Origin of the sequence: Lentzea sp. NPDC051208, from assembly GCF_040682435.1 — a bacterium.
GTDB classification, from domain to species: domain Bacteria; phylum Actinomycetota; class Actinomycetes; order Mycobacteriales; family Pseudonocardiaceae; genus Lentzea; species Lentzea kristufekii.
Genome location: NZ_JBFBAW010000001.1, coordinates 255,891 through 274,402, shown reverse-complemented (window position 1 = coordinate 274,402; position 18,512 = coordinate 255,891). Strand labels below are relative to the sequence as shown.

At 70.8% G+C, this 18,512-nt stretch carries 15 protein-coding genes; 7 read left to right on the top strand and 8 right to left on the bottom strand.

Annotated features, from left to right (window positions below; all coding sequences use genetic code 11):
• Positions 1 to 55 precede the first annotated feature (55 nt).
• On the top strand, positions 56 to 688 hold the full coding sequence (locus AB0M48_RS01040; protein WP_363835052.1) for a TetR/AcrR family transcriptional regulator: 633 nt from the start codon (positions 56 to 58) through the stop codon (positions 686 to 688).
• Here the strand turns inward: AB0M48_RS01040 and AB0M48_RS01035 are convergent.
• The 5 genes from AB0M48_RS01035 to AB0M48_RS01015 are packed head-to-tail and all read right to left on the bottom strand — an operon-like array spanning position 657 to position 5,578.
• Positions 657 to 2,093 carry a long-chain fatty acid--CoA ligase gene (locus AB0M48_RS01035; RefSeq protein WP_363835049.1) on the bottom strand — a complete coding sequence of 479 codons (1,437 nt, stop codon included), beginning with the start codon at positions 2,091 to 2,093 and terminating at the stop codon, positions 657 to 659. The genes AB0M48_RS01040 and AB0M48_RS01035 overlap by 32 nt on opposite strands.
• Positions 2,032 to 3,348: an MFS transporter gene (locus tag AB0M48_RS01030; protein ID WP_363835047.1), complete on the bottom strand. Its 1,317-nt coding sequence runs from the start codon at positions 3,346 to 3,348 to the stop codon at positions 2,032 to 2,034. The genes AB0M48_RS01035 and AB0M48_RS01030 overlap by 62 nt, the downstream gene beginning before the upstream one ends.
• Positions 3,349 to 3,357: 9 nt before the next feature.
• A complete protein-coding gene (locus AB0M48_RS01025) occupies positions 3,358 to 3,816 on the bottom strand; it encodes a MaoC family dehydratase (protein ID WP_363835045.1) in 459 nt (152 codons plus the stop codon).
• The gene (locus tag AB0M48_RS01020) at positions 3,813 to 4,688 is read right to left on the bottom strand and encodes an amidohydrolase family protein (RefSeq protein ID WP_363835884.1); all 876 of its coding nucleotides are present in this window, start codon (positions 4,686 to 4,688) and stop codon (positions 3,813 to 3,815) included. Before AB0M48_RS01020 ends, AB0M48_RS01025 begins: the two co-directional genes overlap by 4 nt.
• A gap of 11 nt (positions 4,689 to 4,699) precedes the next feature.
• On the bottom strand, positions 4,700 to 5,578 hold the full coding sequence (locus AB0M48_RS01015; protein ID WP_363835043.1) for an SDR family oxidoreductase: 879 nt from the start codon (positions 5,576 to 5,578) through the stop codon (positions 4,700 to 4,702).
• 91 nt (positions 5,579 to 5,669) lie between these two features.
• On the opposite strand from AB0M48_RS01015, the gene AB0M48_RS01010 reads away from it, so the two are divergent.
• The 3 genes from AB0M48_RS01010 to AB0M48_RS01000 all read left to right on the top strand — a co-directional run bounded on the left by AB0M48_RS01010 (position 5,670) and on the right by AB0M48_RS01000 (position 11,062).
• Positions 5,670 to 6,479: a PaaX family transcriptional regulator C-terminal domain-containing protein gene (locus tag AB0M48_RS01010; protein ID WP_363835041.1), complete on the top strand. Its 810-nt coding sequence runs from the start codon at positions 5,670 to 5,672 to the stop codon at positions 6,477 to 6,479.
• A 126-nt stretch (positions 6,480 to 6,605) separates the two neighbouring features.
• Positions 6,606 to 10,436, top strand: a complete 3,831-nt coding sequence (locus tag AB0M48_RS01005; protein ID WP_363835038.1) for an ATP-binding protein — start codon at positions 6,606 to 6,608, stop codon at positions 10,434 to 10,436.
• Between the two features lie 77 nt (positions 10,437 to 10,513).
• On the top strand, positions 10,514 to 11,062 hold the full coding sequence (locus AB0M48_RS01000) for a hypothetical protein (protein WP_363835035.1): 549 nt from the start codon (positions 10,514 to 10,516) through the stop codon (positions 11,060 to 11,062).
• Positions 11,063 to 11,125: 63 nt separating this feature from the next.
• On the opposite strand, the gene AB0M48_RS00995 is transcribed toward AB0M48_RS01000, so the two are convergent.
• A complete protein-coding gene (locus AB0M48_RS00995) occupies positions 11,126 to 11,800 on the bottom strand; it encodes a CHAP domain-containing protein (RefSeq protein WP_363835032.1) in 675 nt (224 codons plus the stop codon).
• Between the two features lie 192 nt (positions 11,801 to 11,992).
• On the opposite strand from AB0M48_RS00995, the gene AB0M48_RS00990 reads away from it, so the two are divergent.
• Positions 11,993 to 15,151, top strand: a complete 3,159-nt coding sequence (locus AB0M48_RS00990) for a BTAD domain-containing putative transcriptional regulator (protein WP_363835029.1) — start codon at positions 11,993 to 11,995, stop codon at positions 15,149 to 15,151.
• Between the two features lie 106 nt (positions 15,152 to 15,257).
• Here AB0M48_RS00990 and AB0M48_RS00985 read toward each other — a convergent pair whose 3' ends face one another.
• The gene (locus AB0M48_RS00985; protein ID WP_363835026.1) at positions 15,258 to 15,725 is read right to left on the bottom strand and encodes a DUF488 domain-containing protein; all 468 of its coding nucleotides are present in this window, start codon (positions 15,723 to 15,725) and stop codon (positions 15,258 to 15,260) included.
• Positions 15,722 to 16,117, bottom strand: a complete 396-nt coding sequence (locus tag AB0M48_RS00980; RefSeq protein ID WP_363835883.1) for a RidA family protein — start codon at positions 16,115 to 16,117, stop codon at positions 15,722 to 15,724. The genes AB0M48_RS00985 and AB0M48_RS00980 overlap by 4 nt, the downstream gene beginning before the upstream one ends.
• 95 nt (positions 16,118 to 16,212) lie before the next feature.
• On the opposite strand from AB0M48_RS00980, the gene AB0M48_RS00975 reads away from it, so the two are divergent.
• Both AB0M48_RS00975 and AB0M48_RS00970 read left to right on the top strand, forming a co-directional pair.
• Entirely contained in the window at positions 16,213 to 17,184 is a 972-nt protein-coding gene (locus AB0M48_RS00975) for a WYL domain-containing protein (RefSeq protein WP_363835023.1), read from the top strand.
• The gene (locus tag AB0M48_RS00970; RefSeq protein ID WP_363835019.1) at positions 17,181 to 18,404 is read left to right on the top strand and encodes an MFS transporter; all 1,224 of its coding nucleotides are present in this window, start codon (positions 17,181 to 17,183) and stop codon (positions 18,402 to 18,404) included. The genes AB0M48_RS00975 and AB0M48_RS00970 overlap by 4 nt, the downstream gene beginning before the upstream one ends.
• The last annotated feature ends 108 nt before the right edge of the window (positions 18,405 to 18,512 follow it).

Sequence of the window (18,512 nt, the reverse complement as noted above, 5' to 3'; positions counted from 1 at the left end):
TAGACACGAACGGCATGGTGAGTCAAGTGACTCACCTCATGGCATACTGGAGGGCGTGCCGACCTACCACGAGCGCATGGCGGAGCAGAAGCGGACGGCGATCGTCGAGGCCGCCACCGGGCTGTTCCTGGAGTCCGGCTACGACAAGACCTCACTGGCGCGCATCGCCGACGCGGCCGGGGTGTCGAAGGCGACGCTGTTCAAGCAGTTCCCGACGAAGGCCGAGCTGTTCGACGCGATCGTCACCGACTACTGGCGCACGGAGGACGGCGCGCTCACCCCGCGGCCCGGCGACCCGGAGAAGGGCCTGACCGCGCTCGGCAACCGGTACGTGGCGCTGCTGACACGGCCGGGCATGGTCGCCCTGTTCCGGATCGTCATCGCCGAGGCGCCCCGCTTCCCCGAACTCGGGCAGACCCAGTTCAAGCTGGGCAAGCAACCGTTCTTCGACGCGGTGCGCGACTACCTGGCCGCCGAACACGAGGCCGGCACGCTCACCGTCGAGGACCCGGTCCTGGCCGCCACGCAGTTCCTCGGCATGATCTCGAACTTCGCGTTCTGGCCCCGCATGCTGCTGGTGAACTGGGCGCCCACCGAGAAGGCCATGGCCCACTCGGTGGACGAGGCGGTCCAGACGGTCCTGGCCCGCCACGCGGTCACAGCGGCAACCGGCGCAGCGCGGGCTTGAGGACCTTCCCGGACCCCGTGCGCGGCAGTTCGGCGACCACCTCGACGTGGACCGGGATCTTGTACTTCGCCAGGCGCGGCACCAGGAACTCCCGCAGCCCCGCGGCGTCCACCAGCGCACCGTCGCGAGGCCGGACGAACGCCCGCCCCACCTCGCCCCAGCGCGGGTCCGGCACCCCGACGACGGCGACTTCGGCCACGTCCGGGTGCGAGGTGATCGCGTTCTCCACCTCCGCCGGGTAGACGTTCTCGCCGCCGGAGATGTACATGTCCTTGAGCCGGTCGAGGACGTGCAGGTGCCCGTCGTCGAGCCGTCCCAGGTCGCCGGTGCGGAACCAGCCGTCCTCGGTGAACGCGGCCGCGGTGGCGACCGGGTCGTTCCAGTAGCCCGGCGTGACGTTCGGGCCCTGCACCTCGATCTCGCCGGTGTCGGCGAGCCGCAGATCACCGAAGAACACCGGGGGACCGGCCGAACCCGCCTTCCGCACGCTGTCGGCGGCCTCCAGGAACGTGGCACCGGGCGCGGTCTCGGTCAGGCCGTAGCCCTGGCAGAACACCAAGCCCCGGTCCTGGTAGGTGCGGATCACCGCGTCGGGCACCGCCGCCCCGCCGCACAGCAGCACCCGCAACGACGACAGGTCGGCGGCGGGCCACGACGGGGAGGCGGCCAGGTCGGCGTACATCGTGGACACCCCGAACATCCACGTCACGCGCTGCGTCTCGATCAGCGAGACGCACTCGGCGACGTCCCAGCGCGAGGTGATCACGCTGCGCCCGCCCTTGACGAACGTCGGCAGCAACGTCTGGGCGAGCGCGGCGACGTGGAACAGCGGTGCGCTGACCAGCGCGACGTCGTCCGAGGCGATGTCGACGCCGATCATCAGGTTGAAGGTGTTCCACAGCAGGTTGGCGTGACTGAGCAGCGCGCCCTTGGGCCTGCCGGTGGTGCCGGAGGTGTAGAGGATCAGGGCGGTGTCGTCGATGCCGACCGGCTCGTCCAGCGGCTCGTCGGAGCCCTGGAGAAGCCAATCCTCGTACGTGGCCAGCGACACCGCCCGCGGGTGCTCCACCTGGTGTGACGGCGCGTGCACCAGCACGTGCGCGCCGCAGTCGGCCAGCTGGTAGTTGATCTCCGCTGGGGTGAGGCGGAAGTTCAGCGGTACGAAGATGGCGCCCAGTTGGTGTGCGGCGAACATGGTCTCGGCGAACGACGGGTGGTTCGGGCCGAGGTACGCGACCCGGTCGCCGTGCCGGACCCCGAGCTCCCGCAACCGCCACGCCAGCCGGGTCGTGCGGACGGCCACCTCCCCGTACGACGTGGAGACGCCGTCGTAGGTGAACGCCTCACGCTTCGGCGCCATGCGTGCTCGGCGGTGCGGCCAGCTGCCCAGTCCCGCGTTGCGCATTCCTGTCTCCTGTCAGGCTGGTCCGGCTGGTCTCGTGCAGCGTCACCGTGCAGACGACGGTGAGCAGGCAGAACGCCGCGAGGATGTAAGGGATCGCGCCCGTGCCGGAGGTCTTCTGCACCTGCGCGAAGAGCAACGGCGCGAGCCCCGCGCCCAGACCCGCCAGCTGGTAGCCGAGCGAGGCGCCGGTGTACCGGCTGCCGGTGTTGAACAGCTCGCTGTAGAGCGCGGCCAGCGGCCCGTACATCATCGGGTGGATCACGGCCTGGCCGAGCACGAGCGCGACGACGATCAACCCGTTGTCCACCATCGGGAACAGCACGAACCCGAACGCCGCCATGAGCACGGCGCCGACGAGCACGACGGGCCGGCGCCCGACCCTGTCGGACATCGCCGACCAGCCGATGATGCCGATCACCGCGAGCGCCGAGGACAGCGTCAGCGCGTTGAGGATCATCTGCCTGCTGTTGCCCGCCTGCACGCCGTAGGCGAGCACGAACGTCGTCAGGGTCGACTGCGCGACGAACGCCGAGAGGCCGACGCCGATGCCGAGCGCCAACGTGCGCGGGTGGTTGCGCAGCACGTCGAGCAACGGCATCGAGCCACGCTTGCGCTCCGCCTTGAAGACCGGCGTCTCCTCGACCTTCATCCGCACGAACAGGCCGATGCCCAGCAGCACCAGGCTCAGCAGGAACGGCACCCGCCAGCCCCAGTCGAGGAACGCCTGCTCGCCGACCAGTGCCGCGGTACCGCTCAGAGCGAGGGTCGACAGCACCATGCCGCACGGCGCCCCGGCGTTGGTGAAGCTCGCCCACAGCCCGCGCCGGGAGGTGGCGTGCTCGGCCGACATCAGCACGGCGCCGCCCCACTCGCCGCCGACGGAGATGCCCTGCACGACGCGCAGCAGGATCAGCCCGGCCGGCGCGAGCCAGCCGACCTGGGCGTAGGTGGGCAGCAGGCCGATCAGGAAGCTCGCCACGCCCATCAGGCTCATGGTCAGCACGAGCATCTTCTTGCGCCCCAGCAGGTCCCCGTAGTGTCCGAAGAGGATTCCGCCGAGTGGCCGGGCGAGGTAGCCGGTGGCGAACGTGCCGAAGCTCGCGATCGTGCCGACCAGCGGGTCGAGCGAGGAGAAGAAGACCTTGTTGAACACGACCGCGGAGGCCGTGGCGTAGAGCAGGAAGTCGTAGTACTCGATCACGCTGCCGAGGAAGCTCGACGCGACTGCACGGCGTAACTGCGTTGTTGGCGCCATGACTTCACCTCATGTGTAGTGGCGGTAGACGGCACGTGCGACGCAAGCGGGCTTCGCGGAACCCTCGATCTCGACGGTGAAGTCGACGGTGAGCTGCACGCCGTCGCCCGGCACGTCCTCGACGGACGCGACCTGGCCGAGCAGCCGGATCTTGGCGCCGACCGGTACGGGCGCGGGGAACCGCACCTTGTCCAGCCCGTAGTTGAGGCTCATCCGCACGCCCGAGACCTCGAGGAGTTCGGTCATCAGCGGGATGAGCAGCGCCAGCGTCAGGTAGCCGTGCGCGATCGTGCCGCCGAACGGGCCGGAGGCGGCGCGTTCCGGGTCGACGTGGATCCACTGGTGGTCGTCGGTGGCGGCGGCGAACGTGTCGACGCGGCTCTGGTCGACCTGCAGCCAGTCGGTGCACCCGAGGCTTTGTCCCGACAGGGCCCTGAGTTCTGCGATTCCTTCGACGGAGATGGTCACGCGTCCTCCTTCACGAGTCCGAGCAGGCGGGCGGCGTTGTGCTTGAGGATCTTGGGACGGACCTCGTCCGAGATCTCCAGCTTCGCGAAGTCGGCCAGCCAGCGGTCGGGGGTGATGACGGGGTGGTCCGAGCCGAACAGGACCTTGTCCTGCAGCAGGGTGTTGGCGTAGCGGACGAGCTGCGGCGGGAAGTACTTCGGCGACCAGCCGGACAGGTCGATGTGCACGAACGGCTTGTGCGTGGCCACCGCGAGCGCCTCGTCCTGCCACGGGAACGACGGGTGCGCGAGCACGATCCGCAGGTGCGGGAAGTCCACGGCGACGTCGTCCACGAGCATCGGGTTGGAGTGCTTGAGCCTGATGCCGCCACCGCCGGGCACGCCGGCCCCGATCCCGGTCTGTCCACTGTGGAACAGCGCGGGCACGCCGAGCTCCTCGATCACCTCGTACAGCGGGTACGCCATCCGGTCGTCCGGTGAGAAGTCCTGGAGGCTCGGGTGGAACTTGAAGCCCCGCACGCCGTGCTCCTCGACGAGCCTGCGGGCCTCGCGGACGGCCGTGCGGCCCTTCCACGGGTCGACGCTCGCGAACGGGATCAGCACGTCGGCGTGTTCGGCGCAGGACGCGGCGATCTCCTCGTTGGAGATGCGCGGGTGGCCGGTGGCGTGCTCCGCGTCGACGGTGAAGATGACCGCGGCCATCCTGCGCTCGCGGTAGATCTCGGCCGTCTCGGCGATCGTCGGCTGGCGGTGGGCGGCCTTGAAGTACTTGGCGGACGCCTCGAGCAGCGCGGGACTGAGCGAACTGCGGCCGTCGGCGGAGACCTCTGCGTGGGTGTGGACGTCGATGGCGACGAGGCTGTCCACATCCATTCTGGGAGCGTTCATCGCGCCACCGGCTGCGGGATCCCGTAGGTCTCGGCCTCGAACTCGCCGAACCGCTCGGCGATCGAGTCCGCCTGCCAGCCGCCGTCCGCGAGCAGGACCTGCTTCTCGGCGGGGTGCGACCAGAGCGCGAGCCGGTCGCCACCGATGCCGATCGCCTGTCCCGTCACGCCTTTCGCCGCGTCCGAGGCGAGGTAGACGATCAGTCCGGCGACGTCCTCGACGGTGCCGAGGCCCTCGTCGCGCCGCACCCACTCCGGCAGCGGCGCGCCGGTGCGTTCCGACTCCTCGATCAACGGCGCGAACGCCGGGATCGTGCGGGTCATCTCGGTGGCGGCGACGGGGACGACCGCGTTGACGGCGATGTCGGACCGGGCGAGTTCCAGCGCCCAGGTCCGCGCCATGGCGGCGATCCCGGCCTTCGCGGCGGCGTAGTTGGTCTGGCCGAAGTTGCCGCGCTGCCCGGCGGGCGACGAGACCAGCACGAGGCTGCCGCCCGTTCCCTGCTCCCGCATCCGCACGGCCGCGGCGCGTGCGCAGGTGAAGGTGCCGCGCAGATGCACGTTGATCACGGTGTCGAAGTCGTCGTCGCTCATCTTCCACAGCACGCGGTCGCGCAGGACGCCCGCGTTGGTGACCAGCACGTCGAGCCGGCCGAACTCCTCGACGGCGGCGTCCACGAGCGACTGGGCGGTCTCGGCCGTCCCGACCGGAGCGATCACCGCGCGTCCGCCGATGCTCGCCGCGACCTCGTGGACGACCTCGTCCACGTCGTTGACGACGACCTGGGCCCCGTTGCGCGCCAACGCTTCCGCGTACGCCCGGCCCAGCCCGCGACCGGCACCGGTGACGATCGCGACCTTTCCCGACAGCTCCATCAGGCGAGTCCTCTCCGTGGGGGTCGCGATCCAAAGTAGGGCATATTCATGACGCTCGTCTAGATGCTGCCCAACATGTATCGTGAGAGGTGTGACGCCCCAGTCCCTGATGCTGAACTTCCTCGGCCTGTACGTGCTGGGCCGCGACATCGCGGTCTACTCGGGCAGCGTGATCGACGTCTTCGGGCGCGTGGACGTCTCGGAGGAGGCGGTGCGCTCCACGTTGACGCGCATGACGTCGCGCGGCCTGCTCGCCAAGCACCGCAACGGCCGCAAGGTCTACTTCGGACTCACCGCCCGTGCGACGGCCGTGCTGCAGGACGGTGAGCGCCGCATCTGGCAGCGCGGCGCGGTCAACCGCGACTGGGACGGCACCTGGACCCTGGTCGGCTTCTCCCTGCCGGAGGGCCGCCGCGGCGAACGGCACGACCTGCGCTCGCAGCTGCAGTGGGCGGGCTTCGGCCCCGTGCAGAACGGCCTGTGGATCGCCCCTGGCGCCCGCGACGTGACCGAGCTGGTCGAGGGGCTCGCGGAGAACGTCACGGTCTTCACAGCCCAGCACGCCAAGCCGACCGAGGCGGCGGACCTGGCCCGCCGCGCGTTCGACACGGCTGCCATCGCCGCGCGCTACCAGGACTTCCTCGCGAAGTGGCGCGAGCCGGACGCCTCGTTGCCGGACGACCTGGCCCGCCAGCTGGTGCTGCACGGCGACTGGCTGGACCTCGTGCGCCAGGACCCCCACCTGCCGGCCGAGCTGCTGGCCGGCGACTGGCCCGCGATCGAGGCGGAGCGGCTGTTCCAGTCGCTGGCCACCCGCTACGCCGGGACGGCGGCTCCTCTCGCGGCCGCCGCCATGGAGTCGATTGCGGTACCTGCCGTCCAGAAGGTGCACGAGAACTGACCTGCGCACGACCTGCATCGCTAGCCAAACGAGGTCGACGAGCGACATGGTGACTGCCGGCCGGACAGGGGGAGTTTCGTGGTCGCTGCGCAACCCGCGGGGCGTTCGCCTGCGGACGAGGGATTCGTGGGCCGCGAGTGGGCGGTGGAACGGTGCCTGCGCACCGTCAGGACTGCACGGCGGACACTTCTCGTGCACGGTCCTCCCGCCTCCGGCAAGACCACGCTCGCCCGCCGCGTGCACCAGTCGCTGGACACGGCGGAAGCCGTCGCGGTGCTGCACGAATGCCACGCCAACGACGACGCCACGCTGCTGCCCTGGCGGTTGGTCGACACGATCGTCCGGGAGTTGTGCGCCCGCTCGGCCCCGTACGCGGAGGCCCTCGCGGCGACGCTGGGCAGACGTGTCGAGATCAGGTCGGACATCTCGGTCGGCCACGCGGTGAGCAGCGAGATCTCCGCGGTGTCCGTGGGCACGTTGCAGCTCGGCCTGGAATCGCCCCGCTCGATGTTCTCCCGGTGCGTTCAGGCCCCGTTGGAGTCGATCGAGAACCCGCCCCGGGTCGTGCTGATCGTCGACGCCGTCGACGAGACGAACTCGCCGGGCCTCGACAACGAGCTCGTGCTGCTGCTCACCGCCGCACTGCGAGGACTGGCGAACTCGCCGCTCGACTTCCGCCTCGTGCTGACCTGCCGGACCGTTGAGCAGGACAAGTTCCGCCACCTCGTTGCCGAGGTGGTCGACCTCGTTCGCGACGAGCCGCGCGCGGGCGACGACATGCTGCTCTTCTGCCGGTCACGGTTCGCGACGACCGGCTCCCAGCCCGACGACCGCGCCGAGTTGGTGGCGGCAAAGGCCGAGGGCAACTACCTGTACGCCAAGTACGCCATCGGCCTGCTCAGGGAGCCGGGCGCGGCACTGGACGCGGCGGAGCTGCCGGCCGGGCTGGGCGACGTCTACCGCGAGTACCTGACCAGGAGGGTCGCGAACGACCTGGGCGGACGGGACTGGCGCGCCCGGTACCGTCCCGTGCTGGGACTTCTCGCGGTGGCACGGGAACCCGGCCTGACCGTCGGCGACCTGGTCGCCGTGCTCCGGCTGCCCGAGTCGGCGGTGGAGGACACCGTCGACGACCTGAGCGAGTTCCTCCGGGCCGACCCCCGCACGTCGCGGTGGGGCATCTTCCACGACTCGTTCCGCACGTTCCTGCTCGCCGACGACGCGTTGCGGATCAGATCCGAGGAGGCGCATCAGGTGCTGGGCGAGGCGTTTCTCGCGTCTGGCCCCCTTAGCGCACCGGAGTACCTGCTCCAGAACTTCGCGTACCACCTCCACGGCGCGGGCATGCACCGCGAGTTGTGCGAGTACGCCACGTCCGCTGACCGGTGGCAGGAACATGAGCAGCGCACCGGAGTCCTGCTCTCGGTCCGGTTCACGACGCTGCTCACCGCCTGCGACTCGGCCATCGCGCTGGACAGCCCGGAGTGCATGGTCAGGTTGATGGTGCGTGACCTCGAACTGCGTTCGCAGCGGCACGGCGCCGATCCGGACCTGGCCGCCCAGGACGTCGACCGTCTCGCCGCCGACGCCCTGGTGCAGCTCGGCGACTACGACGTCAGCGTCATCTGGCAGCTCGTCCGGGCATGCCAGGAGGTGGAAGACGGACAGCGCGCGGCCGCGGCCGCGAGGCTCCGCGACCTGGCGGGCTGGGCCACCCGCAGCCTCGGCGGAGACTGGCAGTACCCGATCTGCGGCCTGCTGGCACACCTGCGGGTCGCGGATCCGGACGGGCCGGTGCGCGGCCTGTGCCACGCGTTGCTCGACGACGTGGGCGTCGGCTTCCTGAAGCGGCACCTGTTCGAACGCGGGGCGACGACCGCCGCGCTGGAGGAGCCGGAGATCAGCGACTCGCACCACTACCGCTACGGCGTGCTCCGCTACGCCGTCGATCTGGCGGAGAAGCGCTGCGACCCGGCCGGCGCGATGGAGGTGGCCCGGCACGTGCACCGGTCGGCGAGCCCGACCTTGTTCGAGGACCTGGCCTTCTGCGCGGCGGCGTCCTGGAACGCGGTCGACGGGGTCGCGGAGGCACTGGCCCGGTTGAGCGACTACCGCGTCCTGCACGCGGACGCGCTGGCCGCGCGGGGCCGTCCGGACGCTGCAGAAGACCAGGACATCAGGACGAGGGCACGGGCGGAACTCGCCGGACTGCTGCGCGACAGCTCGTACCCGAACGACCAGTGGATCTCCTACCACAGCGCCGTCGCGGCGCGCAGGGACGGAGATCCGGTGGAGGCTCGACGGATCCTGCGGTCGTTGCGCGAACGGATGCCGCGGCTCGACTCCGCCCCGGACGGCGCGTTCGTCGCGGGCAACCACCTGGACGCGGTGCACGGTCCCTGTCTGCAGGGACTGGTGCTGCTGATGGGGATGGAGGCCGCGACCGTGCGGGACTTCGCCCTGGCGGAGGACCTGGCCGCGGAGCTGATCCGGTTCGGGGCGGTCGACGGCGGGTCGGTGCTCGTGCACCTCGTCGAACGGATGGTGGCGGCGGAGGAAGACGGCCTGGCCGACGAGGTGCTGGCTCGCCTCACCGCGTTGCTGGGCGACCACCTGGACGGCGAGGACGCGGGTGCGCAGCTGTTCTGCGCCGGAGTCGCGCTGCGGGACCTCCGGGGCGACTCCGAGCGGTTCACCGCACTCGCTGCCCGTGGCCTGCGGGTGATGACCGGAGCGCTGGTCGATCGCGTCCTGCCGGGCGGAGCCGGAGAGCCGGGCTGGACGATCCGTGCGCTGGCCGCCGCCCTGACGGAGGCCTTCGACCCCGATCCCGCCACCGCCGCCGAGTTGGTGAAGATCGCCGGCAGCGGTGCGAAGGACGACGGCGACTGGTCGGCCTTCGAGTTCCTCGGCACCGCCGCGGGAGGACGAAGGGCGCTCGCGCTGCTGGAAGAGAGCGGCGCGAAGCGAGTTCCGCGCCACCACGTACTGGCACTGCGCGATCGCCTGGCGGAACAAGACCACCTCGCCGCGGCCGAAGCCGTGACCGCGCACAGCGAACTCGACTGGTCCGCGGCGCTGGGAAGTGCTCGGATGAGGGCCGCCGCCCGGGCCGGTGGTGCCGCCGCTGTCCTGGAGTTCGCGAAGACGAACGAACCCATTTCGCGCGCAGGGCTTTTGCACGACGCGTTGGAGGTCCTGGACGGCGACGAGCGCTTCGAGCGCCAGGTCCGCGAGGCGATCGACGAAGCGGCACGACGGATCAAGGGCCTGCGCACCGACGCGCGGAGCAAGGCGGTGGTGTCTTACCTCCTGGCTCGGCTGCGGGCGAGCACGGGGCAGACGGAAGCGGCGCTCAAGACGCACAACGCGGCGACTGCCGCCTACGAGAAGTTGGTCGATTCGTTCCGGTGGATGAACATCACCGTCGGTGGCAACCCGTACTTGAACGTCGACCACGACGACCCCGCCTACGACGCGTTCGAGAACAACGTCGCCGCCACCGTGCTCGACGCGGACCGGCAACTCGCCGTGGCGCTGGTGCGCGGCGGGGCCCGGGAGGTCGCCCGGGACGTCGTGCTGGGCATGGCGGGGCTGGGCGGCACGTCCCTACCGCACCACGTGCACACGATGTGGACGATCGGGGGCGCCACTGAACACACCCGGACGCTCATCTCCGCGCGGGCGGCCGCGGAGTGCGGCTTCGGTGACCTGCTGCGGTTCCTGCTGGCGGGCGCGCGCGACCGCGGTGCCCTCGCGGCCGAGGTGGCGGAGCGAATGCCGGCCACCCCCGTGCGACAGGACATGCTCATGGTGTTGTGCGCCAACGCACTCGGCCGACGCGGCGCCGCGCCGACGACGCTGGCACGCCTCGTGTTCGCCGCGCCGTCGGCCGCGGTGGCGGTCGAACCCGCGCGGTGGCTCCGAATTCTGCGTGAGACCGGGGATGCCTCGTGACGTCCGCTTTCAAGACACCCATCCCCACGACGGGTGCGGCACCGGCTTCCCGGAAACAGAGAAGAGGACCGAACGAGATGGAGCCGACCAGCCTCGCGGTCGTCAGTGCGCCGGTCGTCACCGAGGGGATCAAGTTCTTCTACGGGCAGGCGGGGGAACTGCTGAAGAAACGTCGTGAGCGCAGCGAGAAGAAGGACGAGAGCCAAGCGGTGCTGCCGGCACCTCCCGCGGACGTGTTCGAGGGAGAGGTCGAGCAGACGCCCGCCGACTTCGAGGTCGTGGAGAAGTTCAAGGACGAACTGCCGGCCCTGTGGAGCGCGTTGGGTCCCTACGCCCAGGGGATCGGAGTCGTCGAGGCCTCCAACACGGCGTTGCTGGAGACCACCGATTCCCTGAGGAAGATCATCGAGGCCGTTCACGGCCAGCGCATGACGCTCAAGGGGGAACCGCGTCCGGAGTCCAGGCCCGTCGTTCTCGGCCAGGTCGAGATCGACGACGTCGCGGGTGAGGTGACGGCGGTCCTGGCGCGCACCGTCAGGTCCGGCCAGGTGTCCGGAACGGTGAAAGCGAAAACCGTGCGGCAGGGCGGAAAGGTCGTCGGTGTGCAGGCCGACGACATCGGCTGAGGCAGACAGGCCGAAGGGGTGACACTCCGCAGCGTCACCCCTTCGAAGTTCGCGCTGGAGATCTCAGAAGCGGCTCGCGAAGCCGCGGAACGTCTTGCCGCTCATCGAGACGTCCATGTTGGTCCAGTAGTCGCTGTGCAGGACGATGCTGTCCGAGTTGCCGTTGACGCCCTCGTTGCCACCGATGTAGGTGATGGCGCGGTTGGTGGTGTTGACCGCGACCACGACCGCGACATGCCCTCGGCTCGAATCGGAGTTGTTGCTCCACACGAGCACGTCACCCTGCTTGGGGAGAATCGAGGTCGAGTACGCGTGGAATCGGTTGCCGACACCGGTTCGCCATGCCTGAGAGCTGGCGTAGTTGGACGGCTTCTGGGCGACGTCGTAGGCACCGCCCTTGTCCCACACGAATCGGGCGAAGTGACCGCACCACTCCTGGCCGTTGTAACCGTTGCAGATGTTGCAGTTCGCGTTGGAGTCGTTCCTGCCCAGGTAGTTGTACCAGGGAAGACTGGGGACGCTCTGGTAGATCGTGCCACCGCTGGTGCAGTTCGTCTTGTACGGCCGGGGGTTCTCGAGCTGCCACCTGGTGACCGCCGCGATCTCGGCGCGCACCTGCGTTTCGGTCATCTGAACCGAAGTGGTGTCGGACGCGCCGGCCACCGCGACGGGAGAGATCGTGCTGGTCAGAATGGAGAAGGTCGCGGCGAGCAGCGACAGCGCGACTGCTTTCGTCAAACGCCGAGGTGCTTTCTGTCTCGCGGACGAGGTGGTGATCTCAGACATCTCGGTACCTTTCTGGGCAATTCCGGTGAAAGACGTCCATTGGCACGCGTCTTTGTGGTGGAAAGACTGGAACGAGCGGGTCCAATCGAGGTCCAGACGAGGTTCAGCAGGCCGGGCCGAGGCTGCTGATCATGGGATACGGTCGTGGCGGGGGTGGGGATGTTCCGGGTCATCGGCGCTGTCGACCGAGTCGCTTCCGACGGCAGCGGGCTGGGCGTGGCGGCCAAACCGCGGGCGTTGCTGGCGGCGTTGCTGCTGAACGCCAACGAGTGGGTTCCGGTGGGGCGGTTGATCGAGGCCGTGTGGCCCGGCGGCCCGCCGCGTTCGGCGCCGGGGCTCGTCAAGACGTACGTGTGGACGTTGCGCGGCCTCCTGGACGGCGACCGGATCGAGGCCGGGCCGGGCGGTTATCGCATCCTCGTGGGCCGGGACGAACTCGACGCGTCACTCTTCGAGGTCCGCGTTCGTGACGGCCGCGAGGCGTTGCGGGCCGGTCGGGTGCAGGACGCCGCGCAGGCCCTGGAAGGGGCATTGGAGTTGTGGCGGGGCGAGCCGTATCCCGGTCTGGGCCTCGCCGACGCGGAACCCGCGCGCGTGCGGCTGGCCGAACAGTGGCTGGGTGCCCAGGAGGACCTCGCCGAGGCACGGATCGGGCTGGGGCTCGCCGAGGAAGTGGTGCCCGCGTTGCGCGGGCTGGTCGCCGAGCACCCGTTCCGCGAACGGTCGCGGGGCCTGCTGATGACCGCGCTCTACCAGGCGGGTCGTCAGGTCGACGCGCTCGACGTCTACGACGAGGGCAGGACGCTGCTCGACCGCGACCTCGGACTGGTGCCGGGAGCGGAACTCCGCGAGGTGCAGGCCAGGGTGCTGGCCCAGGACCTGGACGCGCGCCGGGACCACCGGCGGCCCGCCCAGATCCCCGTCGCCCCGGCCGGTTTCGCCGGTCGCGCCGATGCCGTGGCGGCGCTCGACCGGCTGCCGGGTCGCGGCGGGATCTGCGTGGTCGCGGGCCTGGCCGGGGCGGGCAAGACCGCGTTGGTCGTGCACTGGGCGCACAGCGTCCGCTCGCAGTTCCCCGACGGGCAGCTGTACCTGGACCTGCGTGGCCACGGCGTGCCGGTGACACCGCTGGACGCCCTGACCCGGTTGTCGACGGCACTGGGCGTCGACCGCGACTCGCTCTGCGCCGAGGTCGACGACGCGGCAGCGACGTACCGCACCGTCCTGTCCGGACGCCGGGTGCTCGTCGTGCTCGACGACGCCTTCGACGCGGACCAGGTTCGCCCGCTGCTGCCGGGCACGCCGAACTGCCTGGTCGTGGTCACCAGCCGGGCGCGCCTCGACGGGCTGGTCGCCCGCGAGGGTGCCGATCAGATCGTCCTCGACGTCCTCACGCCGTCCGACGCCCACGCCGTCCTCGTCCGTGTTCTCGGACCGGCCCGCGTCGGCGCCGAACCGGACGCGGCCGCCGAACTGGTGGAACTCTGCGCGCGGCTGCCACTGGCACTGCGCATCGCCGCGGCGGCCCTGCTCGCCCGGCCGGACCGTTCGATCGCTGACTACAACCGTCTGCTCCGCGAGAACGACCGGCTCGTGGCGCTGGCGGTGCCGGGAGACGCCACGACCGCCGTACGGGCTGCTTTCGCGCTGTCCTACACGGCTCTTCCCAGCCGCGCCAGGGCGTTGTTCCGGCTCCTGGGCCGCATGCCCGGCATCGACATCTCCGCCGAGGCCGCGGCGGTCCTCGCCGGCGGAGCGGAAGGCCTGGACGGCCTGTGCACCGCGCACCTGGTGCGGGAGCACGCGCCCGGCCGGTACACCTTCCACGACCTGCTGCGCCTCTACGCGGCCGAGCGGTCCGCCGCCGAGGACGATCCCGCCCACGTCGCCACCTGCGTGAACAGGCTCCTCGACTGGTACACCACGGCCGTCCGCGCCGCCGCGAACGCCGTCGACCCCGCACGTCCCAGACTGCCCGGCGACACCGCGCCGATCGCGCGGGCGTTCGCGGACGCGGAGGCGGCGACGGCGTGGCTCGACGCCGAAGGCCCCAACCTCGCCGCCGTCGCCGACCTGCTCGGACCGGACGGCCGTGCCTGGCTGATCGCCGACGCGCTCAGGGGCTACTTCCTGCGCACCAACGGCGTCCACTGGCAGGCGGTCGCCGGCGCGGGTCTGCGTGCCGCCGAGGTCGCCGGGGACGCCGCCGCGCTCTCGGCGATGCACAGCAGCCTCGGTGTTCTGAACTGGACGCGCGGCGGGTTCGCCGCCGCCGACGAACACCTGCGCGCGGCCCTGTCCCACGCGCGCGAAGCCGGGTGGACGCCCGGTGAGATCACCGCGGCCACGAACCTCGGCCTGGTGCGCACCAGCACCGGCCCGCTCGACGAGGCCGCGGACCTCCTCGTCGAGGCCATGCGGGCAGGGGCGCGCACCGGCGACACCCGGTTGCGCGGTTCGATCCTGATCAACCTCGGCGGGACGAGGCTCGGTCAGGCCCGCCTCGCCGACGCCGTCGAGTGCTTCCAGGGAGCGTGCGAGGCGAACGCGGGTGCGCTGGCGATGGTGTGCCTGGCCGAAGTGCACCTGTTCCGGGGTGACCTCGCCGCCGCGGACGAGCAGATCGACCGCGCCCTGGAGTGGAATCTCGACTGTCCCAACGCCCACGACCACGCCCTGGCGCTCGAGGTGCGGGCGCGCCTGACGCTGCTGCGCGGTAAACCCGGCCAGGCCCTCGACCTGCTCGACCGCGCCGCCGAACTGGCGGACGGCCACCCGCTGTTCGCCGCGGACGTGCGCAACCACAGGGGCACGGCACTGCGCCATCTCGGCCGCGTCGACGAGGCGCTGGCCGAACACCGCACCTCACTGGCCCAGGCCCGCCACCACGCACGCGCTGAACTCGACGCGCTCGTCGGCATCGCGGAAGCTTGCCTCCGCAACGACGAGGCCGAGACCGCTCGCCGGCACGCCGCCACCGCGGCCGGCCGCTCCCGACAGACCGGCCACCGCCTGCACCACGCCCAGGCGCTCACGACTCTGGCCGCCGCGATGCTCCGCCTCGGTGACCGCGCCACCGCTCAGACCCACGCGACGGCGGCGCACCTGATCCTCGGTCAGGCGGGAGCCAGACCCGGTCAAGCCGAAGCCCTGATCGTGCTCGCCCGCTGTGCCAACGATCGGGACGGTGAGCTGACTGGTCTGCGCCGCGCCCGGAAGCTCCTGACTCGTGCGCACGTGGCGACCGATCACGTCGACGAGATGATCCGGGACGCATCGGCACGTGTCGACCGGCACCCCTGACCGCATGACCTCCGGCGTCCGAAGTGGCCGGTCGGGACTTCGGGGCATGGCGCCCAAGGGCGTGTCTGTCGACGTCTTGGGGCCGCCATAAGCCTCGGCTGACCCGTTACGGCAGCAGGTGCTCGACCGGCACGCCCAGCCGCTCGGCGATCAACGAGCGGTGGCAGGCCCTGGGGTCGCGTTCGACGCACAGCAGCGCCGCGCCTCTCGGCAGCGCCGACCTGACGGGAGCCAGGTCGGCACTGCCGAGGATCTCCGCCTGGTACCGGCGGACGTACTCCGCGGCCAGCACGCGACGACTGCGTTCGCCCACACCGAGCCGCTCGTCCTCCGCGTACTGCACCTGCCGCAACTCGGTCGTCGGGGCGAGTTCCGGGTGGTGTTCGTAGACGATCCCGGCACGGGCGTGCGCCGTCTGCAACCGCAGCGAGTTCGCCCAGGCGTATTCGGGCCCGCGGACACCGCGCCGTTGCCGCACGTCGAGCAGCAGCCGGACGTCCGCGTCCCGCAGGCGGCGCAGGAACGACTCCTCGCCGAAGCCGTACACGCCGATCGTCACCACCCGGAGCGTCACGCCACGGCCGTCCCTTCCAGCTCCACCATCAGGCCGGGCAGCGCCAGCCTGCTCACCCCGAGCATCGTCGTCGGCGGTGCCACCCGCGCCCGGCCGAGCCGCGCCGCCAGCACGCCGTAGTGCTGGAACAGCAGGTCGACGTCGGTGGTGTAGACGTTGAGCCGCACCAGATCGGCAAGCGACATCCCCGCCTCGGCCAGCACCGCCTCCAGGTTGTCGAGACTCAGTGCCAGCTGCGCCCCCATGTCACCGGCGTGCTCGGGCTTGCCGTCGCCGTTCATCGACGTCTGGCCCGCGCAGTACAGCGTCCTGGTCTGCCCGGTGACGACCTCGCCCTGGTGGTAGCCCAGCTCCGCCGACCACGTCCACGGGTTGACCGGCGTTCGTCCCACAGCCACGACAGCTCCATTCGATCTCTTCGACAGTGCCGTCAGCCTCGCAAGCAATACACGACATCCTGTGTCACGTATTCCCGTACGGTTTTCGCATGCGTGCCGACCGGTTGGTCTCGCTGGTGTTGCTGCTGCGGCGGCACGGCCAGTTGTCGGCGACCACGCTCGCCCGCGAACTCGAGGTGTCCACCCGGACGGTCCTGCGCGACATCGAGGCGCTGTCCGCGGCCGGCGTTCCGGTCTACGCCGAACGCGGCCGGCACGGCGGGTTCGCGCTGCTGCCCGGTTTCCGGACGGAGCTCACCGGCCTGAACCACGACGAGGCGCTCGCCCTGCTCGTCGCCGGCTCACGACGTGGCGCGCAGGTGTTCGGGCTCGGCTCGTCGCTCGCCTCGGCCGTGCTCAAGGTGGTCGACGCGCTGCCCGAGAGCTATCGGCAGACGGCGGCCGGTGCGGTGGAACGGTTGCTCATCGATCCGGAAATCGACCTACTCTCCCGGCGTGCGGTGGAGGAGGAGTTGCCGGACGCGGTGGTGGCGGAGGTCCGTCGCGCGGTGTTCGCGGGGCACCGGCTGCGAATCCACTACGAGGCCAAGGGAAAGGCGGCGGAGTGGCGCACGGTGGACCCGATCGGTCTGGTCACCGTGCGGGAGCAGGGATATCTGCTGGCCACGAAGGCGGGGGAGGACCGGACCTACCGGTTGTCGCGGATCCTGGCCGCCGAGGAACTCGACGAACCCGCGCAGCGGCCGGACCGGGTCGACCTCGACCGGGCCTGGCAGGAACGCAGCACGCGGTTCCGGACCGGTGGTGACCAGGTCGCCGTGGTGCTGCGGGTGCACCCGGCGCGGCGGGAGGAACTGGTGGGCACCGCACTGGCCGTGCTCGCCGAGGAGACCGACGACGGCTGGCTGCGGATGGAGGTCGCGTTCCAGGACGCGCGGCACGCTGAGTGGGCGTTGTGGCAGCTCTCCACGAGCGCGGAAGTCCTTGAACCGCAGTGGTTGCGTGCCGCGTTGAGGGATCGGGCCGGCTCGGTCGCCGCCCGGTACGGCGAGGTCCGGTGAGCATCGAGCGCGATTTCAGCCGGTACCTGAACGCACGGGTGCTCTCGGTCGTCGGCGCCGTGGTGTCCACGGTGGCGTTGCCCGTCCTCGTCTACCAGCTGACCGGCTCGGCGGGCTGGACGTCGGCCGTCACGGCGGCGGAGGCGTTGCCGTACCTGGTGTTCGGGTTGCCGGCCGGCGCTCTCGCCGACCGGCTGGATCGCCGCTCGATGATGGTGGCGATGGACTTCACGGTCGCCGCCGTGCTGCTGAGCGTAGTTCTGGCGTGGCTGGCGGGCGGACTGACCGCGCCGCACGTCGTGGCGGTGGGGTTCGCGTCGCAGACGGCGTTCGTGTTCTTCGACGCGGCGAACTTCGGCGCGCTGCCGGCGTTGGTGGGCAAGGAAAAGCTGACCGCCGCCTACTCGAAGGTCTTCGGGCGCACGACCGTGGTGGAACTTGTGGTGCCGGGTGTGACCGGCCTGCTCGTGGTTGCCGTTGCTCCGGCGGCACTGCTGGCAGTGAACGCGTTGACGGCTGTGGGGTCGGCACTGTTGTTGCGCGCCATCACGAGCAGCATGGCCACCCCACGGCCGGTGCGAGGCGGGAGGGAACTCGTCGCGGACATGCGAGAAGGGCTGCGGTTCCTCTGGCGCGAACCTGTCATCCGGATCCTCACCCTGGTCGGCGCGACGCACTCGGTGGCAGGTGGTGCGTGGATCGCCCTGCTCGTGCCGTTCGCCGACCAGGTGCTCGGCGTGGCGTCGAAAGGCGACGCCAGGCTCGCGGCCCTGTTCAGCTGCTGGGGACTGGGCGCGATCATCGCCTCCCGCCTGCTGCCGCGGGTGACCGCTCGCTGGGGCAGCGCCAGGGTGGCGCTCGTGGCCTTGCCGCTCTCCCTGCTGGGCGGGGTGCTCGTGCTCGTGAGCGAGCACTGGCTGGTGGCGTGCGCGGCGGCGACCTACTGGGGCGTCGCCGGTGCCGTCGTCGTGATCAACGGGATCACCTACCGGCAGGAGGTGTGTCCGGAGGAGCTGCAGTCGCGGGTCAACACCACGGCGCGGATGATCGCATGGGGTCTCGGCCGGCCTCTCGGCGCCGCCTTGGCCGGTGCCCTGTCGGTCGCGGCCGGTGATTCGCGAGCCGGGATCGGGGCCGGCCTCGTGGTGCTGTCGGCAGGCGTCGTCACGGCCTGGGTGTCGCCCGTGCTGCGTGGTCAGAAGTACCGCGACCGCGCGTAGGGCACGGACACCTCAGCAGAGGCGTCCGTGCCCTACGCGCGGATGAGAGTGCTCGAATGACCTGGATCGGGTCGCGGCGCCCCGCGCTCGGTCAGCGCCGCGACCCGA